General features: G+C 61.7%; 25 protein-coding genes. 11 read left to right on the plus strand and 14 right to left on the minus strand.

Annotated elements, in window-relative coordinates:
* Positions 1-19: 19 nt before the first annotated feature.
* From RHE_RS17965 to RHE_RS18010, 10 genes are all read right to left on the minus strand, one after another.
* Positions 20-1,117, minus strand: a complete 1,098-nt coding sequence (locus RHE_RS17965; protein ID WP_011426736.1) for a protein-glutamate methylesterase/protein-glutamine glutaminase — start codon at positions 1,115-1,117, stop codon at positions 20-22.
* An 8-nt stretch (positions 1,118-1,125) separates the two neighbouring features.
* Complete coding sequence (locus RHE_RS17970; protein ID WP_011426737.1) at positions 1,126-1,983, minus strand: CheR family methyltransferase; 858 nt, start codon at positions 1,981-1,983, stop codon at positions 1,126-1,128.
* Between the two features lie 27 nt (positions 1,984-2,010).
* Positions 2,011-2,493, minus strand: coding sequence for a chemotaxis protein CheW (locus RHE_RS17975; RefSeq protein ID WP_187331698.1), 483 nt, complete (start codon positions 2,491-2,493; stop codon positions 2,011-2,013).
* The gene (locus RHE_RS17980) at positions 2,490-4,316 is read right to left on the minus strand and encodes a methyl-accepting chemotaxis protein (RefSeq protein WP_042118997.1); all 1,827 of its coding nucleotides are present in this window, start codon (positions 4,314-4,316) and stop codon (positions 2,490-2,492) included. Before RHE_RS17980 ends, RHE_RS17975 begins: the two co-directional genes overlap by 4 nt.
* A 221-nt stretch (positions 4,317-4,537) precedes the next feature.
* Positions 4,538-6,460, minus strand: a complete 1,923-nt coding sequence (locus RHE_RS17985; RefSeq protein ID WP_042118998.1) for a HAMP domain-containing methyl-accepting chemotaxis protein — start codon at positions 6,458-6,460, stop codon at positions 4,538-4,540.
* A 263-nt stretch (positions 6,461-6,723) separates the two neighbouring features.
* Positions 6,724-8,427 carry a methyl-accepting chemotaxis protein gene (locus tag RHE_RS17990; RefSeq protein ID WP_011426741.1) on the minus strand — a complete coding sequence of 568 codons (1,704 nt, stop codon included), beginning with the start codon at positions 8,425-8,427 and terminating at the stop codon, positions 6,724-6,726.
* 31 nt (positions 8,428-8,458) lie between these two features.
* Complete coding sequence (locus RHE_RS17995) at positions 8,459-8,968, minus strand: chemotaxis protein CheW (RefSeq protein ID WP_011426742.1); 510 nt, start codon at positions 8,966-8,968, stop codon at positions 8,459-8,461.
* Positions 8,965-11,016, minus strand: coding sequence for a chemotaxis protein CheA (locus tag RHE_RS18000; RefSeq protein WP_011426743.1), 2,052 nt, complete (start codon positions 11,014-11,016; stop codon positions 8,965-8,967). Before RHE_RS18000 ends, RHE_RS17995 begins: the two co-directional genes overlap by 4 nt.
* Entirely contained in the window at positions 11,013-11,381 is a 369-nt protein-coding gene (locus RHE_RS18005; protein ID WP_011426744.1) for a response regulator, read from the minus strand. The genes RHE_RS18000 and RHE_RS18005 overlap by 4 nt, the downstream gene beginning before the upstream one ends.
* The gene (locus tag RHE_RS18010; RefSeq protein WP_011426745.1) at positions 11,378-11,707 is read right to left on the minus strand and encodes an STAS domain-containing protein; all 330 of its coding nucleotides are present in this window, start codon (positions 11,705-11,707) and stop codon (positions 11,378-11,380) included. The genes RHE_RS18005 and RHE_RS18010 overlap by 4 nt, the downstream gene beginning before the upstream one ends.
* Before the next feature lie 337 nt (positions 11,708-12,044).
* Here RHE_RS18010 and RHE_RS18015 point away from each other — a divergent pair, with 337 nt between their 5' ends.
* The gene (locus RHE_RS18015; RefSeq protein WP_082239842.1) at positions 12,045-13,787 is read left to right on the plus strand and encodes a chemotaxis protein; all 1,743 of its coding nucleotides are present in this window, start codon (positions 12,045-12,047) and stop codon (positions 13,785-13,787) included.
* A 122-nt stretch (positions 13,788-13,909) separates the two neighbouring features.
* On the opposite strand, the gene RHE_RS18020 is transcribed toward RHE_RS18015, so the two are convergent.
* Both RHE_RS18020 and RHE_RS18025 read right to left on the minus strand, forming a co-directional pair.
* Positions 13,910-14,992, minus strand: a complete 1,083-nt coding sequence (locus RHE_RS18020; RefSeq protein ID WP_020922231.1) for a tetratricopeptide repeat protein — start codon at positions 14,990-14,992, stop codon at positions 13,910-13,912.
* A 10-nt stretch (positions 14,993-15,002) separates the two neighbouring features.
* A complete protein-coding gene (locus RHE_RS18025) occupies positions 15,003-15,656 on the minus strand; it encodes a thiamine phosphate synthase (RefSeq protein WP_020922232.1) in 654 nt (217 codons plus the stop codon).
* Positions 15,657-15,764: 108 nt separating this feature from the next.
* Here RHE_RS18025 and RHE_RS18030 point away from each other — a divergent pair, with 108 nt between their 5' ends.
* Together RHE_RS18030 and RHE_RS18035 are read left to right on the plus strand one after the other, a co-directional pair.
* The gene (locus RHE_RS18030; protein ID WP_011426749.1) at positions 15,765-16,529 is read left to right on the plus strand and encodes a sulfite exporter TauE/SafE family protein; all 765 of its coding nucleotides are present in this window, start codon (positions 15,765-15,767) and stop codon (positions 16,527-16,529) included.
* Positions 16,530-16,596: 67 nt separating this feature from the next.
* Complete coding sequence (locus tag RHE_RS18035; RefSeq protein WP_011426750.1) at positions 16,597-16,857, plus strand: ArsR/SmtB family transcription factor; 261 nt, start codon at positions 16,597-16,599, stop codon at positions 16,855-16,857.
* A gap of 190 nt (positions 16,858-17,047) precedes the next feature.
* On the opposite strand, the gene RHE_RS31860 is transcribed toward RHE_RS18035, so the two are convergent.
* Positions 17,048-17,221: a YdcH family protein gene (locus RHE_RS31860; protein WP_008533139.1), complete on the minus strand. Its 174-nt coding sequence runs from the start codon at positions 17,219-17,221 to the stop codon at positions 17,048-17,050.
* Positions 17,222-17,449: 228 nt separating this feature from the next.
* Between RHE_RS31860 and RHE_RS18045 the strand changes: the two genes are divergently transcribed.
* From RHE_RS18045 to RHE_RS18080, 8 genes are all read left to right on the plus strand, one after another.
* Positions 17,450-17,653 carry a YdcH family protein gene (locus tag RHE_RS18045; protein WP_010028538.1) on the plus strand — a complete coding sequence of 68 codons (204 nt, stop codon included), beginning with the start codon at positions 17,450-17,452 and terminating at the stop codon, positions 17,651-17,653.
* Between the two features lie 16 nt (positions 17,654-17,669).
* Entirely contained in the window at positions 17,670-18,164 is a 495-nt protein-coding gene (gene purE / locus RHE_RS18050; protein WP_020922233.1) for a 5-(carboxyamino)imidazole ribonucleotide mutase, read from the plus strand.
* Positions 18,161-19,231 (plus strand): 5-(carboxyamino)imidazole ribonucleotide synthase, encoded by a 1,071-nt coding sequence (locus RHE_RS18055; RefSeq protein WP_042119002.1) that lies wholly within the window; start codon positions 18,161-18,163, stop codon positions 19,229-19,231. Before purE ends, RHE_RS18055 begins: the two co-directional genes overlap by 4 nt.
* Positions 19,232-19,403: 172 nt before the next feature.
* On the plus strand, positions 19,404-19,529 hold the full coding sequence (gene ykgO, locus RHE_RS18060; protein ID WP_003582204.1) for a type B 50S ribosomal protein L36: 126 nt from the start codon (positions 19,404-19,406) through the stop codon (positions 19,527-19,529).
* A 109-nt stretch (positions 19,530-19,638) separates the two neighbouring features.
* Positions 19,639-20,253, plus strand: a complete 615-nt coding sequence (locus tag RHE_RS18065) for a tetratricopeptide repeat protein (RefSeq protein ID WP_011426753.1) — start codon at positions 19,639-19,641, stop codon at positions 20,251-20,253.
* A gap of 81 nt (positions 20,254-20,334) precedes the next feature.
* Positions 20,335-21,390, plus strand: a complete 1,056-nt coding sequence (locus tag RHE_RS18070) for an alpha/beta fold hydrolase (RefSeq protein WP_042119004.1) — start codon at positions 20,335-20,337, stop codon at positions 21,388-21,390.
* A gap of 124 nt (positions 21,391-21,514) precedes the next feature.
* Positions 21,515-23,251: a gamma-glutamyltransferase gene (ggt, locus tag RHE_RS18075; protein ID WP_011426755.1), complete on the plus strand. Its 1,737-nt coding sequence runs from the start codon at positions 21,515-21,517 to the stop codon at positions 23,249-23,251.
* 122 nt (positions 23,252-23,373) lie between these two features.
* Positions 23,374-24,348 carry a threonine ammonia-lyase gene (locus tag RHE_RS18080; RefSeq protein ID WP_011426756.1) on the plus strand — a complete coding sequence of 325 codons (975 nt, stop codon included), beginning with the start codon at positions 23,374-23,376 and terminating at the stop codon, positions 24,346-24,348.
* A 55-nt stretch (positions 24,349-24,403) separates the two neighbouring features.
* Here the strand turns inward: RHE_RS18080 and RHE_RS18085 are convergent, their stop codons facing one another.
* The gene (locus tag RHE_RS18085; RefSeq protein ID WP_042119332.1) at positions 24,404-25,300 is read right to left on the minus strand and encodes a LysR substrate-binding domain-containing protein; all 897 of its coding nucleotides are present in this window, start codon (positions 25,298-25,300) and stop codon (positions 24,404-24,406) included.
* Positions 25,301-25,310 lie beyond the last annotated feature (10 nt).

The following is a 25,310-nucleotide window of genomic DNA, read 5'->3' on the forward strand; positions in this document are numbered from 1 at the left end:
ATCGCAACTGGAAGCGGCCTCAGAACTTCTGCTGCGTTATCAGGACTTCGCGGGCGATCTGATCGAGTGGCAGAATGCGGTCGACCCCGCCTCTGGCAATCGCCTCTTTCGGCATGCCGAAGACAACCGAACTCGCCTCGTCCTGCGCCACCGTGTAGGCGCCGGCTTCATGCATCTCCAGCATGCCGCGCGCACCGTCGTCGCCCATGCCCGTCATAATGATCCCCATGGCGTTCGAGCCGGCCGAACGCGCCGCCGAACGGAAGAGCACATCGACGGAAGGCCGGTGGCGGGAAACCAGCGGCCCGGTCTTCACGCTCACATGATAGCGCGCACCCTGGCGTTCGAGCAGCATGTGCTTGTCACCAGGCGCGATCAGCACATGGCCGCGCAGCACCGGATCACCGTCGACGGCTTCCTTGACCTCGACCTCGCAGAGTCCGTTCAGGCGTTTGGCGAAGGCGGCGGTGAATTTCTCTGGCATATGCTGGACGATCACCATGCCCGGCGCATTGGCAGGCAGTTCCTCCAGAAATTCGCGCAGCGCCTCAGTGCCGCCGGTGGAGGCGCCGACGCAGACGACCATCTCCGTCGTCTTCGCCATCGCCCGCCCCGTCGGCGGCGGCAGCATGGCATCCGCCGTCAGCTTCTTCGCCGGCCCCTCGGCGGAAGCGGAACGAATGGTTCCCGCGGCGCGGCGCACGGTGGAAAGCCGCGCCTGCGAGGCGCTCTTGACGACTTCGCGAATGCGCATGGCGTCATCGGCAAGGCTGTCGGCGGCGCCGATCTTCGATTTCAGAATGACGTCGACGGCCCCCGCTTCCAAAGCCTGAATCAGCGTTTCCGAACCCGCCTCCGTCAGCGACGAGCACATCACGACCGGGATCGGCCGCTGCGCCATCAGCTTGCGCAGGAAGGTGATGCCGTCCATGCGCGGCATCTCCACGTCGAGCGTGATGACATCGGGAATCTCGTCCAGCAGCCTGCGCGCCGCCACGAAGGGATCGGACGCCACCGCCATGATCTCGATATCGGGATCCTGCTCCAGCACATGGGCCAGCGTCTGCCGGACGCTGGCAGAATCATCGATGATGAGAACGCGGATTTTCTTGCGCATAAACGCCTCTAGATACGCTGAAACACCGTGTTCGAAACCTGTTTCAGCGGCAGGTCAAAACCGGTGATCGACTCGGAGTGACCGATGAACATGTAGCCGCCCTTCGCCAGGCAATTGCAGAGGCGGTCGAGAACGCCCGCCTGGGTCTGCTTGTCGAAGTAGATCAGCACGTTGCGGCAGAAAATGATGTTCATCAAGTCGCCAACCGGATATTTGTCGTCCATCAGATTCATCCGTGCAAACCCCACCCTGCTGCGCAGCTTCGGGCTTATGCGCACCTCCTTGCGGTCCGGATGCTTGGCGACCAGCACATACTTGCGCTGCAGGTCGCGCGGCACGGGCGCAATCAGGTCTTCCGGGTAGATGCCCCGGCGCGCCGTCTGCAGCACGTCGGTAGAAAGATCGGTGGCAAGCACGCTATAGGAAACATCCTTGCGACCTTCCGCGAATTCCGCCAGCACCATTGCCATTGTATAGGGTTCGGCGCCCGTAGAGCAGGCCGAGCTCCAGGTGCGGATGGTGCGAACGCCGCTATTGGTGATCGCCGGCAGCGCCACGCTCTGCAGGTAATCGAAGTGCTTGGCTTCGCGGAAGAAGTCGGTCTTGTTGGTCGTCACCACGTCGATCAGGTAAACGGTTTCCTGGGCAAGCCCGTCGTGATCAAACAGGAAGTCGCAATAATCGTCGAAGGTCGAATGATTGGTCGCACGAAGGCGGCGCCGCAGCCGCCCTTCAAGCATCGTCAGCTTGGTCGGCGGCATCTTGATGCCGCTATAGTCGTAGATGAACCGGGCAAGCTTATCGAAATTGCGCTTGCTGATCCGGTCGCCCGGCAAATGGGTCTCCGCCATTGCTGCCACACTCATGGGACGCAGTACTCCGTTAATGCAGGATCAGGCGGCCGATTGCAAAGCCGAGGCGTCCTCGCGCGACAAAAGCCGCGCGAGATCGATGATGACGACGAAGCCGTTTTCCCGGCGAACGACACCTGCAATATAGTCCGAGCGCCAACGCACGCCGATGTCGGGCGCTGCCTCGATCTGGTCACGCCGAAAGGGCGTGACCTCAAAGACTCGGTCGGCGACGAGGCCCAGCGTCAGCAGCCGGCTTTCCATCGGCACGTCGAGGACGAGCACCCGCGTATGCGGCGTCGGCACGGTCTTCGTCATGCCGAGCTTCAATCGGAGATCGATCGTCGGCACACCTTGCCCGCGCACGTCGCGCAGGCCGAGCAGATAGTCGGGACCATTCGGAATCTTGAAAGCTTCCGCATGGTCGAGAATTTCCCGTACAACCTCAACCGGCACGGCGAAAATCTCCTCGCCGAGGCTGAAGGTCACGAATTGCGCTTCCAGAGATGTAGGGGCCATGATCATGCGCTTTCCTTGAATTCGGCGTCTCCGTCATCGGGACCGCCCATCGACATATCGAGGGCAAAGCCCTTCGCGCGGGCCTGCTGGCCTGCGATGCTGTTGGCTGCGGCCGCCTTGCCGGCAGGCTTGCGCATCGCGGCCGCAGCCGGGCTGCGCGCCGTCATCTTGACGGCAGCAGCGCGTCCATGGCGACCGGTCGCCGCCTTGCCACTGCCGGTCATATCGACCTTGAAGAAGGCAATCGAAGCCTGCAGCTCTTCCGCCTGGGCGGCGAGCTCCTCGGAAGTTGCCGACATTTCTTCGGAGGCGCCGGCATTCTGCTGCGTAACCTTGTCCAGCTGCTGGATCGCTTCGTTGATCTGCGCCGCACCGATATCCTGCTCGCGGCAGGCCGCGCTGATTTCGGAGACCAGTTCGGCCGTCTTGCGAATGTCGGGAACCAGGCGCCCGAGCATGTCGCCGGCGTCCTGAGCCGCCGTTACGGTATCGCTCGACATGGCGCTGATTTCGGCGGCGGCCGATTGGCTGCGTTCGGCAAGCTTGCGCACCTCGGAGGCCACGACCGCAAAGCCCTTGCCATGTTCGCCCGCACGAGCTGCTTCGACAGCAGCGTTAAGAGCCAGGAGATCGGTCTGGCGGGCGATCTCTTGAACGATGCCGATCTTCTCGGCGATGGTCCGCATCGCCTGCACGGCGCGCCTTACTGCGTCACCGCTGGCTTCGGCATCCCTGGCCGACTGGCGAGCGATCTTCTCGGTCTGGGCAGCATTGTCTGCGTTCTGCTTGATGTTGGCGGCCATTTCTTCCATCGAGGCAGAGGCCTCTTCGGCCGAGGCCGCCTGCTCCGAGGCGCCCTGCGAAACCTGCTCGGAACTTGCCGATAGCTCCTGGCTGCCGGACGAGACGTTCTCAGCGGCCGAGATCGCATCGGCAACGACGCCGCGAAGCCGTTCGACCATCTGTTCCAGCGCGATACCAAGCGTATCCTTCTCCGAAAGCGGCTTCGGCGACACCATCAGGTCGCCGCCGGCGATTTGCATAGCAATGTCGGCGGTGGCTCGAAGATTATCGGTCATGAGGTTGATTGTATCCACGAGATCCCTGATCTCGTCATTGCCCTTCATCTCCACCTTCTGGTTCAGGTCGCCGGCGGCGACGGCATTGGCAAGGTTCATGATCTTGCTCAGGCCGCGGTTGACGCCGAGGGCGATCCACAATGCAGCCGCGAAGGCGATGACGGATGCGCCGAGTGCGATGCCGATCAGCATGTTCTTGGTGGTGCTATAGAGGACGTCGGTGTCGTTATCGGCCTGCGTCATGGCCTTCTGCTGCAGCGCGACGAGCGTGTCGAACACTTCTTCCAGTTCCACGACGACAGCACGAACCTCTCCTGACGAAAGTGCGGTGGCCCCTGCCCTGTCACCACTTTCCTGGATGGCGGCGACTTTAGCGGACCCTTCACTGAAGCGTTTGGCCAGGTCGATCAGCCTGTCCCAGGTGGGCTTGCCCTCCGCGGTTGCGAGCTGTTGGCCGCTTTTCGCGAAGGCAAGCATCTCATCCGTGCTCTTCGCCGAGTTCTGATAGTCCCTGATCACCGTTTCAGGATTCATCTCCAGAAGGGCGTTCTTCTGCCAGCGAACAGCATTGAGTTCGGCCGTCTGGGCTTCCAGAGCCAGCTCCAGGCTTTTTGCAGGACCGGAGATGAGGCTGCCGACAGCGTCGTTCAGCGAGCCGAGGCTGATGATTCCATAAATCGCGCTCCCCACCAACAAGAGTATGACGAAACCGAATGCGGCGGCGAGTTTAAGTTTGATCGTAATACGCATCTCAACATCCCTCTCTGAGAGCGAAGCAACAATGTGGACCGGGCGCGCGGCGTCATGCAGCAAAGAAATTCCGGCAGGCGAAAGCAGGTAGAAAGAATTGGCGTGCCACCGCCCTCGGACGGCGGAGTTATGCGTCGCGGGCCGTGCTGGCTGGCCCACGACAGTTGCGAGGGAAAGCACGCCATCCCCGGGGAACGTCATGCACTATTCCCAGGGAAGCATCATGCGCTCTCCCTGAAATCGTCGTCGCCGGCGTCAGGGCCGCCCATCGACATGTCGAGGGCAAAGCCCTTCACGCGTGCCTGCTGGCCGACAACGCTGTTGGCGGCCGGCTTCTTTGCCGCCGGCTTGTTGGCGGCAGGAGCTGGGCTGCGCACCGCCATCTTGGCCGCCGGTGTGCGATCGCGGCGCCCACCCGCCATGTCGACCTTGAAGAAGGCGATCGACGTCTGCAGCTCTTCCGCCTGGGAGGCGAGCTCCTCGGAAGTTGCCGACATCTGCTCCGAGGCGCCGGCATTCTGCTGCGTCACCTTGTCGAGTTGCTGGATCGCTTCGTTGATCTGGGCCGCACCAATATCCTGTTCGCGGCAGGCGGCGCTGATCTCGGAAACCAGCTCCGCCGTCTTGCGAATGTCGGGCACCAGCCGGCCGAGCATCTCGCCGGCTTCTTGGGCGGCCGTCACGGTATCGCTCGACATCGAGCTGATTTCGGCAGCGGCTGACTGGCTGCGCTCCGCAAGCTTGCGCACTTCCGAGGCGACAACGGCAAAACCCTTGCCGTGTTCACCCGCACGAGCGGCTTCGACGGCAGCGTTGAGAGCCAAGAGGTCGGTCTGCCGGGCGATTTCCTGGACGATACCGATCTTCTGGGCGATCGTGCGCATGGCATCGACCGCGCGGGAGACGGCTTCGCCGCTGGCTTCCGCATCCTTGGCGGATTGACGCGCGATCTTTTCCGTCTGCGCGGCATTGTCGGCATTCTGCTTGATGTTGGCGGCCATTTCCTCCATCGAGGCGGAAGCCTCTTCGGCGGAAGCGGCCTGTTCCGTAGCCCCCTGCGAGACCTGCTCGGAACTTGCCGACAGCTCCTGGCTACCGGACGAGACGTTCTCAGCGGCCGAGATCGCGTCGGCAACGACACCGCGCAGCCGTTCGACCATCTGTTCCAGGGCAAGACCCAGCGCATCCTTGTCGGAGAGCGGCTTCGGAGACACGGTGAGGTCGCCATTTGCGATCTGGTTGGCGATGCCCGCGGTGGTCCTGAGGTTGGCAATCATGCTTTGCATCGCAATCGCGAGCGTGTCCTTGTCCGAGAGCGGCTTGGCATCGGTGGTCAGATCACCCATAGCGATCTGATCGGCAAGCGCCGCCGTGGCACGCAAATTGGCGGTCATAGTATTGACCGTATTGATGAGATCCTTGATCTCGTCATTGGTCCTGACATTGACGGTCTGGTTGAGGTCGCCGGTCGCGACTGCGTTGGCCACCATGGTGATCTTCCGGAGGCCGTTATTGATGCCGAGCGTGATCCACAAGGCGGCACCAAGAGCTATGAGGACGGCTATGCCGGATGCGGCCGTAAGAATGAGCTTGGTCGAATTATAAAGCTCGGTGTTCGATTGATCGGTCGCCTTCATGCCTTTGCGCTGGATTTCCGTCAGCGCGGCAATCGCGTCACCCATGTCGACAGTCATCGCTCTGAGGTCACCGAGCGAAAGGGCAAGCGCACCCGCTTTGTCACCCCTGGCGTCCAGTTGCTGCAGCTGGGCCGATTTTTCACGGAATTTTTCGCCGATGGTGCGCAGTTTCTCCCAATGGGGCTTGCCCTCCGCTGAGGCGATAGCAAGGCCGGCGTCGACAGCGTCGAACATCACCTGCAGATTCTGGTCCGCGTCCTTGTAGAAGCCGGCCGCAGCCTCGGCATCGGTGGAAAGCAGCGCGTTCTTCTGGGCGCGGATGGCATTGACTTCGGCAATATTGGCGTTCAACGCCAGTTCCAGCCGCCGCACCGGGCCGTCGATCATGTTTCCGCTCGCCTCATTCAAGGTGCCGAGACTGAAGCTTCCATAGACTGCAATGCCGATCAGCAGCAGCGTCATGATCCCGAAAGCGAGACCCAATTTGAGTTTGATGGTGAAACGCATGTGATACCCCATTTTATGCGCCAAAACGGTTGGACAGCGACGTCCCGTCGCGGATCGTCGAACGTGAAAGTGATGTGTCTGAAAGGGGGAAAGCGACTGCATTCACTTCCCGGCAGCCGGACATCGATCGGTCGCAGCGGCCAACGCCTACACGCGTTGGGGATATTTGCGCCTCGGGCCACCGGAGCCGCCCGAGCATATGAGGGGGGAGCCTTATACGCCTCCCCCAGAGGGGTGCATAAGCGCTCTCCCAAGGGAAGCGCCTACGCGCTTTCCCGAAAATCGCCGTCGCTGGCGTCGGGACCGCCCATCGACATATCGAGAGCAAAGCCCTTGAGACGTTGCTGCTGAGCCGAAACCGTCTGGCCACGGCCTTGGCTTTGGACCTGCAGCGCAGGCTTGCGGGCGGCGGCCTTGACCACCTTGGCTGAGCCGTTCGCCGGCATCTTCTGGGCGCCGGACCGTGCGCTGCTCGTCGTATCGACCTTGAAGAAGGCGATCGACGTCTGCAGTTCTTCCGCTTGGGAGGCGAGCTCCTCGGACGTTGCCGACATCTGCTCCGAGGCGCCGGCGTTCTGCTGCGTCACCTTGTCGAGCTGCTGGATCGCTTCGTTGATCTGAGCCGCACCGATATCCTGTTCGCGGCAGGCGGCGCTGATCTCGGAAACCAGCTCCGCCGTCTTGCGAATGTCGGGCACCAGCCGGCCCAGCATCTCACCGGCATCGGCGGCGGCCTTGACGGTGTCGCTCGACATTGAGCTGATTTCGGCTGCGGCCGACTGGCTGCGTTCGGCAAGCTTGCGCACCTCCGAGGCAACGACGGCAAAACCCTTGCCATGCTCGCCGGCGCGTGCCGCTTCCACAGCCGCGTTAAGGGCAAGCAGATCGGTCTGACGGGCGATTTCCTGCACGATGCTGATCTTCAGTGCGATCGTGCGCATGGCGTCGACAGCACGCGTTACCGCTTCGCCGCTGGCTTCGGCATCCCTAGCCGACTGGCGGGCGATCTTTTCGGTCTGGGCGGCATTGTCGGCATTCTGCTTGATGTTGGCGGCCATCTGCTCCATCGAGGCGGAGGCCTCTTCGGCTGAAGCGGCCTGCTCCGTGGCGCCCTGCGACACCTGTTCGGAACTTGCAGAAAGCTCCTGGCTACCGGACGAGACGTTCTCGGCAGCCGAGATCGCGTCGGCGACAACGCCCCGCAGGCGTTCGATCATGATGTTGACATTGCCGAGAAGCTCGCCGATTTCGTCATGGCTCGTAATATCGGCCATTTTTGTCAGGTCGCCTTCAGACACTTCGCGAACCACGGTGTTGGCGCGGCTGAGGCCTTTGCTGATCGTACTGGCGATCCAGAAGGCGGTCATCGCGGCAATCAGGAGTGCTACGGCAGCGACGGCGATCATCGTCGTGCGTGTCGTCTCATACTGTGCGTCGGCACCGGCGTCGGCGGCCTTCATGCGCTGCTTCTCAAGCGCCAGAATTTCGGCGAGTGCCGAGTCGATCCCGTTGGCGGCAGCGCGCGCCGTCGTGATGGAGATGGTGTTCGCGCCTTCCGCGTTGCCGGTCTTCACGTAGTCACGGATCTGATCGTCAGCTGCGTTGAAGGACTTCGAAAATTCGGCAATACGAGCCCAACGCGCCTTGCCTTCTTCCGTGGCAAGCGCCAACACTTGATTGAAGGCATCACTGAAGTCCTTGCGGGCCTGATTGCCCTTGTCGATCGCCGCGGCCGCTTCGTCGGCGCTACGGGCGTTGAGCAGGTTCTTCTGCTGGCGGATCGCTTCGAGCTGCGCGATGTTGATCTGCTGCGCAAGGTCGAGGCGGGCTGCCGGGCCGGCAAGGAGATTGCCAATCGTATCGTTCAGCGATCCGAGGCTGAAGATACCGTAAGCGGCGGTGCCCAGGAGCATAAGAATGATGAAGGTGAACGCGGTCACCAGCTTCGTCTTGATTGTCAGTCGCATCGGCTTTAACCCCAAGTTGAATCCATCTGCGTCAGGTGACGGCTCCCGCCGCATCATGCCTGGATGAAAAAATCGCCTGCAGATTCGGGAGAATGATGAATTCGCCACCCCTCTTCACCAGGCAGTTGATGTAGTCGGCGCGCCAGCGCATGCCGACGCTCGGTGGTGCCTCGCTCGAGGTTTTTGCGAGCGTCGTCACCTCGTTCACCTTGTCGGTTCTGAGGCCGACGAGCGTCGGCTCGCCCTGCAGATCGATCTCGATGACGATGAAGCGGCTGTCGATCGTCGCTTCAGCCGCCTCCATCCCGAAGGCGAGACGCAGGTCGGCGAGCGGAATGACCTTGCCGCGAAAATTGATGACGCTGGCGACGAAGGGTTGGCTTCCGGGCACCGCCGTCTCCGGAAGCAGGTCCAGGATTTCCTGGACGATGGCCGCCTCCAGCGCAAAGGTCTCGCCGTTGAGATCGAAAGTCAGGACCTCGACTTCCTCGGCATAGCTCCAATGATTGTCGAAGCGTTCGAGTGCTGCTGTTGCATTCATCCTGCTGCCCGCAATTGCGCCTCCTGTTGCTGACCCGCGGCAACCAGGTGCCCGATGTCGAGAATGAGAGCGACGCTGCCGTCGCCGAGAATGGTGGCGCCCGAAAAGGTTGCCACGTCGTTGTGCAATTTCGACATCGACTTGATGACCGTCTGATGGTCTCCGATGATCTGATCGACGACGAGGCCGACGCGCTCCGTGCCGGTTGAAATGACGACAACCTTCTGGTGCACGTCGGGTTTCGTGCCGGTGCGGAAAAGGTCGCGCAGGCGCAGGAACGGCACCAGGCTGTCGCGCAGCGAGATGAAGCTGCGGCCGCGCGAGCGCAGATCCTCCTCGAGCGAGAGTTCGAGGCATTCCTCAACGGCCGCAAGCGGGATGACGTAACGGCCCGAGCCGACACGCACCAGCAGTCCGTCGATAATGGCAAGCGTCAGCGGAATGCGCAGCGACACCTCCGAACCCTGTCCGGGCATGCTGACGATATCGATTGCTCCGCGAAGTTCTTCAACCGTCTTCTTGACCACATCCATGCCGACACCGCGGCCGGACAGATTGGTGATCGCGGCGGCCGTCGAAAAGCCGGGAGCAAAGATCAGTTGCAAGAGCTCGGGGTCCGAAAGCGGTTGACCCGGATGGATGAGGCCGGAGGATTCCGCCTTGGCACGAACCCGTTCGCGGTTGATGCCGCGGCCGTCGTCCTTAATCGAGATAATAACCTCGCCACCGGCCTGACGGGCCGAAAGTGTTATCGTGCCGGCTTTGGCCTTGCCGGCGGCAAGGCGGTCGGCCGGCACTTCGAGGCCGTGATCGATCGAGTTGCGCACCAGGTGCACCAGCGGATCGGCCAGCCGCTCTATCACCGTTTTGTCGACCTCCGTGCTCTCGCCCTCCATCACCAGCTCGATCGCCTTGCCGGTCTCGCGGGCAAGATCGTGGACGAGACGGCGGAAGCGGGAAAAGAGGGTCGCAACGGGCACCATGCGCAGCACCATCATCGTATCGCGCAATTCGCCGGACAGACGTTCGATTTCTTCCGAGACGGATCGTAATGCAATATCGGTGCTGGCGCTGGCGAGCTGGCTGAGGCGCGATTGCGCGATGACGAGTTCACCGACGCGGTCCATCAGTTCGTCCAAGCGCTCTGCCGGGACGCGCACGTTTTCGGCAGCCTTCGCCTGGATGGCGGCGGGTGCCTCACGCTTGACGGGGACCGCTTCGACGGGACGAAATTCCTGCACGGGGACCACCGGGACAGGCGGTGACGATACTGAGGCGGCAGCGGCAGGCGCCGGCTTTGCCTCGACCAGAGCAGCCATTGCCGCTGCCGCGCCGTCGATCTCCTCGACGCTGAGTTCCATGTCGTCGAGCACGAAGATGAAGACGTCGTCGATCGCCGAACGGTCCTGCTCGCTCATTAGCGTCACATCCCAGGAAATGTAGAGTTCCGTCGGAGTAAGCTCGTCGAGGGGCGGAATGGCCGAAGTGTCAGCGCGCACGGTGCATTCTCCGAGATCGCGCAGTTCGTCCAGCAGACCGAGCGGATTAGTGCCATTGGCCATTGAATTGGCCGGCAGACGGAAGCGGATGCGCCAACCGTTCTTCGCCTTCTTCGCCGACGCCTCTTGCACGGGCGCTGCGACGGCGGCTGTCGCTGTGGCGGGCGCCGCAGCCTTGGCGCCGACCGCAGCCTGCAGCTGTGCCAGAAGCTTATGCCCGGTGTCGCCGTGATCGGCGTCGGGCTGGTCGACGAGGGCACGCATATGGTCCTGGGCGGCGAGAACGGCGGCGACGAGTTCGCTGGTCGCCCCGACCTCGCCCTTTCGGACGCGGTCGAAGGCGGTTTCGCAATGATGAGTAAAGGCCGCAAGCGCCTCGAAACCGAACATCGCGCCCGATCCCTTGAGCGTGTGAAGCCCGCGGAATACCGCGTCGACGAGATCCTTATCGTCGAGTTGGTGAGTGAGGTCGAGAAGACCGGCCTCGATTGCTTCGAGGCATTCGGCAGCCTCCATGCGGAATACGGCAACGGGATCGAGCGTGCTCATCTTCCTAAGACCTTCTTGACGATCTTTACGAGATTTTCCGGGTCGAATGGCTTTGTCAGCCAGCCGGTGGCACCGGCGGCCTTGGCGCGGGCCTTGAGATCGGCGTCCGATTCCGTCGTCAGAAAGATAATGGGGACGCCTGCCTGCGCCGGCAGCTTGCGCAGTTCCTCGATCATCGTCAGCCCGTCCATGACAGGCATGTTGAGATCGGTCACGATCAGATCGAAACTGTTGCTCTTTGCCGCCGCGAGGCCTTCCGCTCCGTTGACTGCTTCGGTGACGCTGTAGCCGGCATTGGTCAGCGTAACCTTTGTGGTCAGGCGGATGCTGGCGGAATCGTCTACCGTCAGGATGTTGGCACTCATAACGTCACCTCTTTATGCAACCAGAACTTTAAGTCTTCTTGATCGAAGGATTCGATGAAACCGGCGCGCTCAAGTACCTTCAGAACATTGCCGGTCACGGGAGAAGAAAGATTGAACCTCTTTCCATCAATTGATGCTTGGCGACGCGCTGCCTCAATAAGTTGAATGAAACTCAGGTCAGCTTCAGCACCGGAGGGGATGCTGAGAAAAATTTCATACTTACTAGAAAATGCTTCACTAAGCTTGGAACGTATTTCAGCCATACTGCGAATGCTTAGCGCGTCCGGCAAACTTATAGATTCACAATATTGTTTCTGAGTATCCAATGCAGCCTCCTGGCCCGAGAAATACTTGCTACCCTAAGAGGACTCTCACGACAGCGTTAATGCAGCGTAAACAGAGGTTGTAGAAAACTGTCGTATAACGCGGACCGCGACTCCTAATTCTCATCCAGGATAAGTTGTATTTGTTTAGAAATTTAGAAAAATAACAAAGTGAAAACATGGCCTTAAATAATCTCTTTTGGCTGGGAACTTTATGGAGCCGCTCCTTCACACCTTTCATTAATCACAACGCAGGCGAGTCTCGCGCGTTTACCTGACATTTCCATTCTGCCCGTAAAAATAGAGTCAAATGGCCTGCGTTTTAAGAAAAGGTATAGATGTGGCACACGCTCTGGTATCATCCGACGCAGCAGCCGACAGATCGGGGCGGGGGATCACCCAGACCCTGGAATCTGCCCGCAGCCAAGTCGAGGAGCGCTTCCTCGAGGGCGGCTCGGTGCTGCTGTCGGTAATGGATGTCCTGAACCGCCTGCTGAATTCGCTCGAAAGTGTCGCCAAGGCACTCGACGACAAGGAGGCGAGCGACACCAGCGCCGATCTCCGTGCCACGGTGGAAAGCCTGACTGCATTGCCGGTCAGCGAAGAAAACCGCCAGCAGGCGCTCATCTTGCTGGCGCAAACCGGCAGGGAACTGCGCAAGCACGTCGCCGACATGCAGGAGACCATGCGTTATCTCAGAACCTTTGCCGTGACCGTAAAGATCACCGGCGCCGGCCTTGCCGAATTCGCGGGCTTTGCGCAGGAGATTTTGGAACGAATCTATTCGGGCACTGACGAGGTCAATCGCTTCGCCGCCCATCTCGACAGCCTCGAGAAAGAGGTCAAACTCGCCGCATCCTTCGGGGTCAGCGTTTCCAAAGGCTACGCCGATACCGTTCCCGCCGTCGCCCGAGCCCTGCAAGACGATGCTGCCAAAATCGCCGAACATCGCAAGAACCTCGGGGTCATCGCCCGTGAGGTCGGCGCGATCGCACGCGGCGTCCAGAGCAAGGTCAGCTCGACTCTATCGGCCCTGCAGATCGGCGATATCACCCGTCAGCGCATCGAACATGTACAAGCAACCTTTTCGCTGCTTGAAGACTTCCTCGCTGGCGAAGATGGCGCCAGGCTCGACGCCGGTGCGCGCCAGCGTCTTCAGAATGTCGTTCACCATCTGACCGCAGCGCAGATGAGCGACATGTGCGTCAATTTCCAGCGGGAGTCTGAGAACGTCGTCAAGACGATCGCGAGTTTCGACTACGACATGCAGGAAATCCTCAAGCTGCGCGATCAAATGGGTATGGAAAGCGGCGAAGCCGGCGGCAATTTCATGCGCGCGCTGGAATCCAGCGTTTCCGCCGCTGACGAGATCGTCAAACAGGTCGACGCAGCAAGTCGGCAGGCCGATAAGGTGAGCCATTCGACGACCCGCACGGCCGCCAAGCTTTCCGAAGCCATCGCCAACATCCGAGCGGTCAAGACCGACATTCATTACATGGCTTTGAATACCAACCTGCGCTGCAGCCGGCTTGGCGAGGCAGGCAAGTCGATCAACGTCGTCACCGCCGAGCTGCGCATCTTCGCCGGCAAGCTCGATGAATCCGCCGACGCCATCGTCAACGGCCTGCCGGCGCTCGAAGCCGCCGCCGGACGCGTGGCTCCCGCCACGGACGCCGCGGCCGGCGGACTGGGCGAGAGCCTGACCTCGGCCGTCGGCAACATCCGCTCCGCGGCCAATGTCATGGAAAACGAGCTGAAGGTGCTCGCCGAGAACGGCCGCGAGGTCGCCGCCAAGATCGGCCTGCTGATCGGCAAGCTCGACTTCCAGCATGAACTCGGCGATGTCCTTGCCCGCTGCGCCGATGTGCTCGAAGGCGTCGCCGGCACAGATGTCGCCGATATCTCGGATCTCGCGGAGGCCATCGCACCACTCGACCGCAAGATCTTCAAGCTCTACACGATGGTCCAGGAGCGCAACATTCATCGCGATATCATCCCGGCAAGAGAGGAGAGCATTCCAGCGCCCACCGAGACCGCCAAAGCCGAAAACGACGACGATCTTTTCGCCGACGCGCTTTTCTAGAGCATGTCTCGCAAAACTGGGCGGCGGTTTGCGATAAAGACGTGCGGAAAAACAAGGACCGAAAGCATGATAAGCGAATCTGAAAGATCGCGACATGCTTTAGAGAATGAAACGCGCGGCGGCTATCGCCGGCGGAATTTATTGGCGGCATCGATTGCCGCCTTCTGCTGATCGTCCTCGATCCCGAGATAAAAATCCTCGAGCGAGGGATCGGCAAGCCCAGCACGGCGCGATAGCACATACCACTTCGCCGCCTCGACGGGATTCGGCGGCGTGCCGATGGCGTTGATGTAGAGATGGGCGAGCTTGTTCTGCGCAACGACATTGCCGCCGTTGGCAGCAAGTTTCAGCCATTCGAAACCCTTGACGTAATCCTTGGGGCCACCGACGCCGTTGACGAGCCAGATGCCGAGATCGAGCTCGGCCGTGTCGAAGCCGGCGCGCGCGGCGCGCGCCATCCACTCGCGGGCGAGCCGCTTCTTTTCCTCAGGCAGGTCCTTCAGCGTCGCATAGATCTGCGCGACAGCGTATTGCGAATCGGCAATGCCCTGCTCGGCCGATTTCTCGTAGAACGGCAGCGCGAGCTTCAGCCCCTTTTCGCCGGGATTGTCGGCGACAACAATCTGCGCCCAGTTGAATTCGGCCGAAGGGTTGCCGGCCTCGGCCGCCTTGCGCATATAATCGTCGGCTTTGACCTTGTCGCGCGGCACACCCTGGCCTTCCATCAGCATCAGCGCATATTTGAACATCGCCGCAGGATCGCCGCCTTCGGCCGCCTTGCCGTACCAGAAGGCAGCGCCTTTCACGTCCTTCTTGACGCCGAGGCCTTGCGAGAGGATTTCGCCGATCAGCGTCTGCGCCGCCGGATCGCCGAGCTGGGCGCGCGGCAGCGCCTTGTCCATCGCCGTCAGATAATAACCGCGCTGGTAGGCGCCATACGCCTCGTCGATCGGCCCTTTGTAATCTTTCTCGGGCGGGAGGTCGGGCAGCTTCGCGCCCATGCGGTCGAAAACGCCGACACCATCCGAGGGCTTCACATCCCCGCCGGGGAGACGGTCGGTGCGAAAGCTTGACGCCGGCGCAGTGCCCGGCTGGCTGATAACGCTGTCCGGTGCCTGCGCCACAGCGATATCAGGCCCGCCCGCAGTGAGGGCGATTATGCTGGCAAGCAGATATTTCAAAGGGCGGGCGGGCAGGATCGGCATGGGCGGGATTTCAATCCTCAAACCGTGGCGCTTTTTCGTCAAGCAGAGCATTGATCTCGGCAACGATGGACGGCGCTCGACCGGGCTCGCCGAACACCGCCAGCCGCAGCGCCACGAACTCTGCTCTGGTCTCGGCGACGGCAAGAGCCGACGCCGGATCGGTGCCGGCCATGACGATGCAGGGGATTTCAATCATTGAGGCCCACCACTCGCCGAGCGCGAGGTTCTTGGGATGCGCCTCCGGCTTGATATCCCCATCGAGCTTGCCGAAGAAGATATAATCCGGCCTGACTTCGCCGATCTCCAGCGCATTGTGCCGGTCGCTCGCATTGCCGCCGCCGACGATCAGCTTCGGAGCGTGTTTGTCGATCGCCTCTGACAGTGCCTGCGCATTGCCGGTAATGTGCAGGCCATCGGCCTTCGCCCGTCCCGCCACACGGCTGTCGCCCGCAATCAGCGCGGCTGCCCCCGCATCCTGGATCACCGGCACCAGCTTTTCGGCATGTTTCTGGAAGGCGCCGTCGTCGAGCCCATATTGCGGCACGATGACGGAGGCGACATCGCCGCCCTTCAGCGCATCGGCGACGATCCTTGCCTGTTCATCGGCGTCGGCGATATCAGGGACGATGAGCACCAGGCGGCAGCGGTTTTCGGCTTCGGTCATGAGGTCTTTCCGTTTCCTGCGAATTCCCTTCTGGAAAGGACGGATCCGCACTCGTTTTGTGTGAGTAGTTCCGTTAGAGGAGGCTTGCAAGAGGAGGACGTCGAAAGCATGCCGCAGGACTTGTCATTCTACTACGCCGCTGTGCCCGCGGTTCTGCTTGTCGGCCTCGCAAAAGGCGGCATGGGCGACGCTTTGTCGCTGATCGGCCTGCCCTTTCTCGCCTTGGTCGTCTCGCCGCTCGAGGCGGCGGCGATCCTGCTGCCGATCCTGGTCTTCATGGACATGATCTCGCTCGTCATCTGGCGCAGGCATGGCGACTGGGCGACACTGAAGATCATGCTGCCGGGCGCCATTTTCGGCATTGCCCTCGGCTGGGCGACCTCGGCGCTCGTTCCCGGTAATGTCCTTCGCGTCGTCATCGGCGCGGTGACAATCCTCTTTTGCTTGCGCTATTTCTGGAACAATTTCGGCCCCGGCGCCGGCAAGTCGATCCCGCCGCGGGGTCAACGACCGGTCGCCGCCCGCCTCTGGGGCACGTTTTCCGGATATGGCAGCTTTGTCGCCCATGCCGGGGGCGCGCCGTTTCAGATCTATGCCCTACCGCTCAAACTGGAGCCGCGCGAATATACCGGCACCAGCGTGCGCTTCTTCGCAATCCTCAACGCCATCAAGCTCATTCCCTACTTTGCCCTCGGCCAGCTCGACACGCAGAACCTGGCGACCTCCGCCACGCTCCTGCCTTTCGCGCCGCTCGCCACCCTTGCCGGCGCCTGGTGCGTGCGCCGCATGAAACCGCAGATCTTTTATCCCTTCATGTATACGATGGCGCTCATCGCGGCCCTTCTGATCATGCGCGAGGGCCTCGGCTGGTAAGCGCGGCAGCACGCTGCAATGCACAATTTCCTTGCTGCAACGGCCGGTTTGACGTAGCGTTTCTGCTATGTCGAACACGGACCCTTTCTCTGCGATTGCCGACCCGAACCGGCGCTTTCTGCTGGAGGAATTGCGGCGCGCGCCGCGAACGGTCAACGAGCTTGCCGAGGGCCTGCCGATCAGTCGTCCCGCTGTCTCGCAGCACCTGAAGGCACTGCTCGAAAGCAATCTTGTCTCCGTGACCTCGGAAGGTACGAAACGCATCTATGCGGTCAACAACCGTGGCTTTGACAAGCTCAATCTGTGGCTGGATCAGTTCTGGGCCTGACGCCCATGACGCCCTGACGCACTCATTATCACGCCATTGCTGACAAGCAGACGCAAACGCGCCAGCCGCGATGCCGCGAGCATCGGGCTGGCGCAATTCTGGTGTCAAATCACCGGGTCTTGCAAATTTTTGGCGGAATGGATGGTTTACCTCTTACGCAAGAAGATCGTCCGGCGACCCTTGGGAAGATTTAATGGACGGATGACTTGAGACGCTGAATCTCGTCCTTGATGCGCAGCTTGCGGCGCTTGCATTCAGCAATTTCCGTATCGGAGATCGAAGGAGCTGTTCTGAGTGCATGCAGCTCCTCCTCGAGAGCGACATGCTTTTTCTGGAGTGATTCAAGATGAGCTTCAACTGTCATTTGACCCTTCCTTCCTCTTACCCTCCCCGGCCATCATCGTCGGGGATCAAGGTGTCAACGCGCCGGACTGTGACATATTTTTGACGGCTTGTCGAAGGCGAAAAGATGAAGATGAGATGGCAAATTCATGATCAAGACTAACTAGCCGTTACCCGTATTTGGTGATAGGAGCTTGCGGAAATCATCGGCAGATCGGACAAGGTCCGAGGACGATAACGGGGAATGCATATGGCCGATCAGGAACAGGCGGAAATCAGGCTCATGGTGGCGCGTCTGCGCCAGGAGCACGAGGATTTCGACGCTGCGATCAACGCCATGATCGAGACCGGATGCGACGCTTTGCGAATCCAGCGCATGAAGAAGAAGAAGCTCGTCATCAAGGACAAGCTCTCCAAGCTGGAAGACCAGATCGTTCCCGACATCATTGCCTGAAAGGAACGGCCGCAGGATGACAGATAGACCACTCGTCGCCATCATCATGGGCAGCCAATCCGATTGGGAGACCATGAAAAACGCGGCCGACACGCTGGAAGCGCTGGAAATCGCTTATGATGCGCGCATCATCTCAGCGCACCGTACGCCCGAGCGCATGATGAATTTCGCCAAGGGCGCGCGTGCGGAAGGCTTCAAGGTCATCATCGCCGGTGCTGGCGGCGCCGCGCATCTGCCAGGGATGACCGCGTCGATGACGACGCTGCCGGTCTTCGGCGTGCCGGTCCAGTCGAAGACGATGTCCGGCCAGGACAGCCTTCTTTCCATCGTGCAGATGCCGGCCGGCATTCCGGTTGGGACCCTCGCCATAGGCAAGGCGGGTGCGGTCAACGCCGCTCTTCTCGCCGCCGCCGTGCTGGCCCTTTCCGACGAAGAGATTGCCGACAGGCTCGATGAATGGCGCGAGCGCCAGAGTGCTGCCGTCGCCGAATATCCAATGGACGACCAATGACCATAGGAACGATCGGCATTGTCGGCGGCGGCCAACTGGGCCGCATGCTGGCCATCGCCGCCGCCAGATTGAATTTCCGTACTGTCATCCTCGAGCCGCAACTCGACTGCCCCGCCGCCCAACTGGCGAACCGGCAGATCGTCGCCGCCTATGACGATCCGGCGGCACTGGCCGAACTGGCAGACGCCTGCGATGTCGTCACCTACGAATTCGAGAACGTGCCCGTCGCGGCCGCAGAAACGCTTTCGGCCAGCATTCCGGTCTATCCGCCGCCGAAGGCGCTGGAAGCCGCCCAGGACCGCCTGATCGAAAAGCGCTTCCTCAACGATTGCGGCATCACCACCGCCCGCTTTCACGCGATCGACAGCCAGGCCGATCTCGAGGCGGCACTTAAGGACTTCGGCGGTCAGGGCGTATTGAAGACCCGCCGGCTCGGTTATGACGGCAAGGGACAGAAGGTTTTCCGTTCGGTGGCCGACAGCCCGGAGGGCGCCTATGCCGCGCTCGGCGCCGTACCGCTGATCCTCGAAAGCTTCGTCGCCTTCGAACGCGAGGTCTCGATCATCGCCGCGCGCACCGCGGACGGGACGGTCGTTTGCTTCGATCCTGCCGAAAACGTACACCGCAACGGCATCCTCCATACCTCGACGGTTCCCGCCGCGATCTCCGCAACGACGGGCGAAGCCGCACGCCGTTCGGCCGAAAAAATCCTCGCGGCATTGAACTATGTCGGCGTCATCGGCATCGAATTCTTCGTGCTTGCGAACGGCGGCCTGATCGCCAACGAGATGGCTCCGCGCGTCCACAATTCGGGACACTGGACCGAGGCGGCCTGCGCCGTCAGCCAGTTCGAGCAGCATATCCGTGCCGTCGCCGGCCTGCCGCTCGGCGATGGCGCCCGCCATTCCGACTGCGTCATGCAAAACCTGATCGGCGACGATATCCTTGCCGTTCCCGAGTGGCTGCGACGCCCCGATACGCTGGTCCATCTCTACGGCAAGACAGAGTGGCGCCCCGGCCGCAAGATGGGCCATGTCACCACACTGGCGCCGAAATCCCCGCTTTAGCGGTGAGAAAACGGCCTGGCAGCTTGGGAAAAACACCGCCACGTGGTTGACACGGAAAAGGTGACGGGGTATCTGCACCCCCACCTAAAGAGCGCGCCCCGACGGCGCGCTTTTGATTGTTAAAGTTACGGGCGAATGTGAATTCCCCCTATAGAGATCGCGGATCAGAAAAATGAAGATCAAGAATTCGCTCAAGTCGCTCAAGGCTCGCCACCGTGACAACCGTCTCGTTCGCCGCAAGGGCCGCATCTACATCATCAACAAGCTGAACCCGCGCTACAAGGCTCGTCAGGGCTGATTGCGCCAATTCGGATTTGTGCGCCGCGCAGATTGCGTCGACGGACATCCGGTGGGTCGCTGCGGTGATCACGTCTAATTTGTTTGATCTTCGGCGCTGGCGGACTAATATGTCCGCCATGCGCCTTTTTGCTTTGACGTCAGCCATGCTGCCGCTCGCCTTCATCCTCTCCACCTCCCCGTTTCCGGCCACCGCGGCGGAAAAGAACGTCATTGTCGAGCAGAGGAATGCCAGTAGTTCGCCGAAGCAGCGTCTCGACCAGCTCTTCAGCCAGCTGAAGCGCGAGCGTGATCCTGATAAGGCCAGCAGCATTGCCAACGAAATTCGTCTGGAATGGAATGATTCCGGCAGCGCGACGATCAATCTGCTGATGCAATGGGCCGACAAGGCGATCGAGGAAAAGCGCAATCCCGCCGCTCTCGATTTCCTCGACGAGGCGATTGCCCTCAAGCCCGATTATGCCGAGAGCTGGAATCGCCGTGCCACGCTGAATTTCGTCATGGGCAATTACCGCAAGTCGATGTCCGACATCGAACATGTGCTGAATATCGAGCCGCGCCATTTCGGCGCGCTCTCCGGCATGGCCGCGATCCTCAGCAATTCCGGCAACGACCAATTGACGCTGAAGGCCTGGGAACGGTTTCTCGACATCTATCCCGCCGATCGCACTGCACAGGAGCAGGTCAACATGCTTGCGGAAAAACTGGCCGGCAATCGAACCTGAAGCCGGCTCACCGAACTTGACCTGCGGCCAGAGCATGCCCGTCGGGCCTCACAAAATCCGTCGATTGTCGCCGTTAAGATCATGCTTGCCGAAGTTTCCGCTCTTCTCGCCCCGCTCGCCGCCGCCATTGGCTACTCCTCTTACAAGGCGCGGCAATTCGAACAGACCTATCCGAATATCGGCGAATTGACGGATGTCGGCGGCTACCGCATGAACGCCGTCCATGTCGAGCGTCCCAAAAATGCGGATCTGCCGGCGCTCGTCTTCATTCACGGCGCCAGTGGCAATCTGCTCGATCAGCTCGTCGCCTTTCGCGCCCGGCTCGAAGGCCGGGCGGAAATGCTGTTCGTCGATCGTCCCGGGCACGGTTATTCCGAACGCGGCGGCCCCCAGAACACCGTACCCTCGGGTCAGGCCGATGCAATCGCCCGACTGATGGAAAAGCGCGGCATCAAGAAGGCGATCATCGTCGGCCATTCCTTCGGCGGCGCGATCACCGCCGCCTTCGGTCTGCGCCATCCGGACAAGACCGAAGGCCTGCTCTTCCTCGCGCCCGCCACCCATCCGTGGCCCGGCGGAATCGACTGGTATTACCACGTGGCGACCGTGCCGGTCATTGGTTGGCTCTTTAACCACGCCATTGTGGTTCCGCTCGGACTGAGGCGGCTGGAGCGGGGCACGCTAAATGTCTTCCGTCCCAATCCACGCCCTGCCGACTACATCGAAAAAACCGGCCCGTCGCTGGTGCTGCGGCCGCGCACCTTCCACAACAATGCCGCCGATTTTAAAAGACTGCTCGCCTATGTGAAGGAGCAGTCGCGGCTCTATTCGCAGATCACCGCGCCGACCGTAATCATAACAGGTGACCGCGACGAGATCGTCTGGGAACACCTGCATTCACGCGGTCTCGCCCGCGACATAGCGGGCTCCGAACTCATCACCATCCGCGGCGTCGGCCACAAGCCGGATTATCTCGCCACCGACGTCGCCATCGCTGCCATGGAAAAGATCGCAGGCAAGCCGCACGACCTCCAAGCGGCCGCCCGCCGAGCCGAAGAGAGGCTCGTCGCCCCTCTCCGCGATCCCGCGGTCCAAATCCAGCCGTCGCTCATGCCAGGGGCTCTCCACCGCGTTTGATCTCTCCGGCGGCGTCCCTGTGGGACATTCGGCCGGCCTCCTCGAACAAAGCCTGCTCTTCGCATTGCCGCAGGCTGCAGCAGCCCCATATGTCTTTCCGTTGTTGTCCATCGGAGGGGAAATCATGGGCCGCCTGCATATCGGGACGATCTCCGTCATATCGGCATTGTCGCTAACTCTGACGACGGCCTTCGCGGCCTCGCCCGCACCGGTCGAAGCCGAACACGGCATGGTCGTCACCGCCCAGCATCTGGCGACCGAAGTCGGCGTCGAGGTGCTGAAGAGCGGCGGCAACGCCGTCGATGCGGCCGTCGCCGTCGGTTACGCGCTGGCGGTCGTCTATCCCTCGGCCGGCAATCTCGGCGGCGGCGGCTTCATGACCATCCGCCTGAAAGACGGCACCAAGACCTTCCTCGATTTCCGCGAGCGCGCGCCGATGGCCGCGACGAAGACCATGTATCTCGATAGCAAAGGCGATATCGTGCCGCGCGCCAGCCTTGACGGTTATCTCGCCGTCGGCGTTCCCGGTTCCGTCATGGGCTTCGAGACGGCGCGCGAGAAATACGGCACCCGCTCACGCCAGGATTTGATCGCACCGGCGCTCCGCTTCGCCAAGGAGGGCTACACGCTGGAACAGGGCGATGCCGCGATTTTCGCCGGCAGCGCCAAGCGCCTTGCCAAGGACGAGACAGCGGCGAAGATTTTCCTGAAACCGGACGGCAACCCCTATGCGTCAGGCGAAAAGCTTGCGCAGCCGGATCTCGCCACGGTCCTGGCAGTCATCTCGGAAAAAGGACCCGACGCCTTCTACAAGGCCGCCCCCGCCGAGGCGATCGTCAAAGCGAGCCAGGCCAAGGGCGGTATCCTTGCCAAGGAGGATTTCGAGCAATACACTGTGCGCGAGCTGAAGCCGATCGAGTGCAATTACCGCGGCTACGATATCATCTCGTCGCCGCCCCCCTCCTCCGGCGGCGTCATCATCTGCGAGATCCTCAACGTCCTCGAAGGTTATCCGCTCGCCTATCTCGGCTACGCCTCGGCTGAAACCGTGCATGTGATGGTCGAGGCGATGCGCTACGCCTATGTCGACCGCAACGCGGCGCTCGGCGATCCCGATTTCGTCGAGAACCCGGTCGAAAAAATGCTCGATAAGAGCTACGCCAAGGAGATCGCAGCAAAGATTGATCCCTACAAGGCCGGGACTTCGGCCAACTTGAAACCCCTCGGTGGCAAGGAAAGCAACGAGACGACCCATTATTCGATCATTGACGACGAGGGCAATGCGGTTGCAGTCACCTATACGCTGAACGGCTCCTTCGGCGCGGCGGTCGTGGCGCCCGGCACCGGCGTTCTGCTCAACAACGAGATGGACGATTTCACCTCCAAGCCGGGTGTGCCGAACCTTTATGGTCTCGTTCAGGGCGAGGCGAACGCCATCGCCCCGAAGAAGACGCCGCTCTCCTCGATGAGCCCGACGATCATCACCCGCGACGGCAAGCCCTTCATGGTGATCGGCAGCCCCGGCGGCTCGCGCATCATCACCATCACGCTGGAGGCGATTTTGAATGTCGTCGATTTCGGAATGGATATCAGCCAGGCGGTCAACGCCCCGCGTTTCCATCACCAATGGCAGCCCGACAAGGTCTATCTCGAACCTTATGCGCTTTCGCCAGATACGGAAAAGACGCTTGCGGCGATGGGCTATAGCTTCGACGGCGGCAACGATGCGCCGCTCTGGGGTCAGGCCGCCGGCATCCTCGTCGGCGGCAAAAGCCTTGCCACCATCGAAAAGGGCGGCGGCGCTCGCTACAACGGCGCCATGGACGCCCGCGCGACAGAAGGCTCGGCGGCCGGCTATTGACGGACGGCGAGCCGCTGGCATAGGCGCAATAGTCATTCATGTCACGGTGACAAAGTCACCGTTCACAAACCATTTGCCGCGTCCTATGCATGAACGACCCCAGCAAGCAGGACGATTCCCGAATGGTCAGCATTGAAATGATTGTTGCCGCCCGCGCTCGACTGCGCGGTCGCGCGCGCCGAACGCCGCTTCTCTCCTCCCCATTCCTGAACGAGATCGCCGGCCGGCGCCTGTTCGTGAAGGCGGAATGCCTGCAGCATTCGGGTTCCTTCAAGTTTCGCGGCGGCTGGTCTGCCGTCTCCGGCCTCGACCCGGCCGTACGCACGCGCGGCGTCATCGCGTTCTCCTCGGGCAATCATGCGCAGGGCGTCGCCCTTGCCGCCAAGCTGCACGGCGTGCCCGCCGTCATCATCATGCCGAGCGATGCGCCGAAGCTGAAGATCGCCAACACCCGCGCCTTCGGCGCCGAAGTCGTGCTCTACGACCGCGCCAATGAGGATCGCGACGAAATCGGCGCCCGGCTCTCCGCCGAGCGCGGCCTGACGCTGATCAAGCCTTTCGACGAACCGCTTGTCATTGCCGGCCAAGGCACGACTGGCCTCGAAATCTCCGAACAGGCGGAAGAAGAAGGCCTAACGGAAGCCGAGGTGCTCGTTCCCTGCGGCGGCGGCGGACTGACGTCCGGCATCGCGCTCGCGCTCGAAGCCAGCGCCCCCGGCTTTCGCGTCCGTCCGTGCGAGCCCAGGGACTTCGACGATACCACCCGCTCGCTCGCCTCCGGCAGGATCGAGCGCAACGCCTCGATGTCGGGTTCGATCTGCGATGCGATCATCACGCCGCAGCCCGGCAAGATCACCTTTCCGATCTTGAAGCGCCTCGCCGGCGCCGGCATCGTCGTCACCGACGACGAGGCGCTACGCGCCATGGCGCTCGCCTTCGTCAGGCTGAAGATCGTCGTCGAGCCGGGCGGCGCCGTGGCGCTGGCCGCCGCTCTTTTCCATGGCGAGGCGCTGGAAAGCGATACCGTCGTCACCGTCACCTCCGGCGGCAATGTCGATACCGACATCTTCGCCATGGCGTTGGAACGCTTCGGCTGAGTATTAGAGCGGCTTCATGGTGATCGGGCTCTGCGCTCGCGGGATAATCGAGATATCAGCCTGCCGTCCCGTGCAGCACGCCATGCACGGACTGTAGAACCAGCTCGCCAAGCCGCGCCGCAGCCGGTTGCAGCTCGGCTTCGGCTCTGTGCAGCACCAGACCGAGCTTCGGCAGCTCAGGCAGGCCGATTGCCTCTGGCGTGAGCGCCCGGACGTTCGTTGGCAGGCCGATCGGTGTGCGGATAGTCAAGCCCAGGCCGGCCGCCGTCGCTGCCCAGAGGCCGCCGAGACTGGGGCTAACGAAGGCCAGCCGCCAGGAGATTCCCGCCGCGTCGAGCGCCTTGGTCGCCGCACTGCGCAAGAGGCATGGCGCCTCCAGGGACGCAAGCGGCATCGGTTCGCCGCTTGCCACATGCCAGCCGGGCCGTCCCTCGGCAGGCCCGATCCAGCACATCGGCACTTCACCGATGCGCTCACAATGTGCCGACAGCGTCCCGTCGCTCCAAGCGAGCGCCAGATCGAGCTTGGCTGAAATGACTCGCTCGAGCAGTTCGGCATTGCGCACCACCCGTGCCTCGATGCGGACTTTCGGGTGAGCGCGCGCGAAACGGCCGAGCACCTCGGGCAACAGGGTCTCACCGAAATCCTCCTGCAGACCGAGCCGCACCCAGCCTTCCAGCTCAACGCTGTGCACGGCCGCAGCCGCCTCATCATTGAGCTCCAGCAACCGTCTGGCATAACCGAGCATCGTTTCGCCGGCATCGGTCAGCGCCAGCCCGCGGCCCGCCTTGCGGAAGATTGGCGTGCCCGCCTGTTCCTCCAGCTTCTTCAGCTGCGCGCTGACCGCGGACGTCGAGCGCCCGAGCTTTTCTGCCGCCTTGGCGAAATTGCCAAGCTCCATGCCGGTCGAAAAGGTCCGAAGCACATCGAGATCGAAGATCGTCCGCCGCATCGTATAGTTC

Source organism: Rhizobium etli CFN 42 (genome assembly GCF_000092045.1).
Taxonomy (GTDB): Bacteria; Pseudomonadota; Alphaproteobacteria; order Rhizobiales; family Rhizobiaceae; genus Rhizobium; species Rhizobium etli.

Excerpts from the sequence above, each read along its gene's own strand:
- RHE_RS18030 (WP_011426749.1), top strand. The coding sequence starts at position 15,765 with ATGCCGCAGGACTTGTCATTCTACTACGCCGCTGTGCCCGCGGTTCTG.
- RHE_RS18025 (WP_020922232.1), bottom strand. The coding sequence starts at position 15,656 with ATGACCGAAGCCGAAAACCGCTGCCGCCTGGTGCTCATCGTCCCTGAT.
- RHE_RS18005 (WP_011426744.1), bottom strand. The coding sequence starts at position 11,381 with ATGAGTGCCAACATCCTGACGGTAGACGATTCCGCCAGCATCCGCCTG.
- RHE_RS18055 (WP_042119002.1), top strand. The coding sequence starts at position 18,161 with ATGACCATAGGAACGATCGGCATTGTCGGCGGCGGCCAACTGGGCCGC.
- RHE_RS18080 (WP_011426756.1), top strand. The coding sequence starts at position 23,374 with ATGGTCAGCATTGAAATGATTGTTGCCGCCCGCGCTCGACTGCGCGGT.
- RHE_RS17965 (WP_011426736.1), bottom strand. The coding sequence starts at position 1,117 with ATGCGCAAGAAAATCCGCGTTCTCATCATCGATGATTCTGCCAGCGTC.
- purE (WP_020922233.1), top strand. The coding sequence starts at position 17,670 with ATGACAGATAGACCACTCGTCGCCATCATCATGGGCAGCCAATCCGAT.
- RHE_RS17995 (WP_011426742.1), bottom strand. The coding sequence starts at position 8,968 with ATGAATGCAACAGCAGCACTCGAACGCTTCGACAATCATTGGAGCTAT.
- RHE_RS17990 (WP_011426741.1), bottom strand. The coding sequence starts at position 8,427 with ATGCGACTGACAATCAAGACGAAGCTGGTGACCGCGTTCACCTTCATC.
- RHE_RS18070 (WP_042119004.1), top strand. The coding sequence starts at position 20,335 with ATGCTTGCCGAAGTTTCCGCTCTTCTCGCCCCGCTCGCCGCCGCCATT.
- RHE_RS17970 (WP_011426737.1), bottom strand. The coding sequence starts at position 1,983 with ATGAGTGTGGCAGCAATGGCGGAGACCCATTTGCCGGGCGACCGGATC.
- RHE_RS18020 (WP_020922231.1), bottom strand. The coding sequence starts at position 14,992 with ATGCCGATCCTGCCCGCCCGCCCTTTGAAATATCTGCTTGCCAGCATA.
- ggt (WP_011426755.1), top strand. The coding sequence starts at position 21,515 with ATGGGCCGCCTGCATATCGGGACGATCTCCGTCATATCGGCATTGTCG.
- RHE_RS18000 (WP_011426743.1), bottom strand. The coding sequence starts at position 11,016 with ATGAGCACGCTCGATCCCGTTGCCGTATTCCGCATGGAGGCTGCCGAA.
- RHE_RS17980 (WP_042118997.1), bottom strand. The coding sequence starts at position 4,316 with ATGCGTATTACGATCAAACTTAAACTCGCCGCCGCATTCGGTTTCGTC.
- RHE_RS18085 (WP_042119332.1), bottom strand. The coding sequence starts at position 25,300 with ATGCGGCGGACGATCTTCGATCTCGATGTGCTTCGGACCTTTTCGACC.
- RHE_RS18045 (WP_010028538.1), top strand. The coding sequence starts at position 17,450 with ATGGCCGATCAGGAACAGGCGGAAATCAGGCTCATGGTGGCGCGTCTG.
- RHE_RS31860 (WP_008533139.1), bottom strand. The coding sequence starts at position 17,221 with ATGACAGTTGAAGCTCATCTTGAATCACTCCAGAAAAAGCATGTCGCT.
- RHE_RS18035 (WP_011426750.1), top strand. The coding sequence starts at position 16,597 with ATGTCGAACACGGACCCTTTCTCTGCGATTGCCGACCCGAACCGGCGC.
- RHE_RS18065 (WP_011426753.1), top strand. The coding sequence starts at position 19,639 with ATGTCCGCCATGCGCCTTTTTGCTTTGACGTCAGCCATGCTGCCGCTC.
- RHE_RS17985 (WP_042118998.1), bottom strand. The coding sequence starts at position 6,460 with ATGCGTTTCACCATCAAACTCAAATTGGGTCTCGCTTTCGGGATCATG.
- ykgO (WP_003582204.1), top strand. The coding sequence starts at position 19,404 with ATGAAGATCAAGAATTCGCTCAAGTCGCTCAAGGCTCGCCACCGTGAC.
- RHE_RS17975 (WP_187331698.1), bottom strand. The coding sequence starts at position 2,493 with ATGATCATGGCCCCTACATCTCTGGAAGCGCAATTCGTGACCTTCAGC.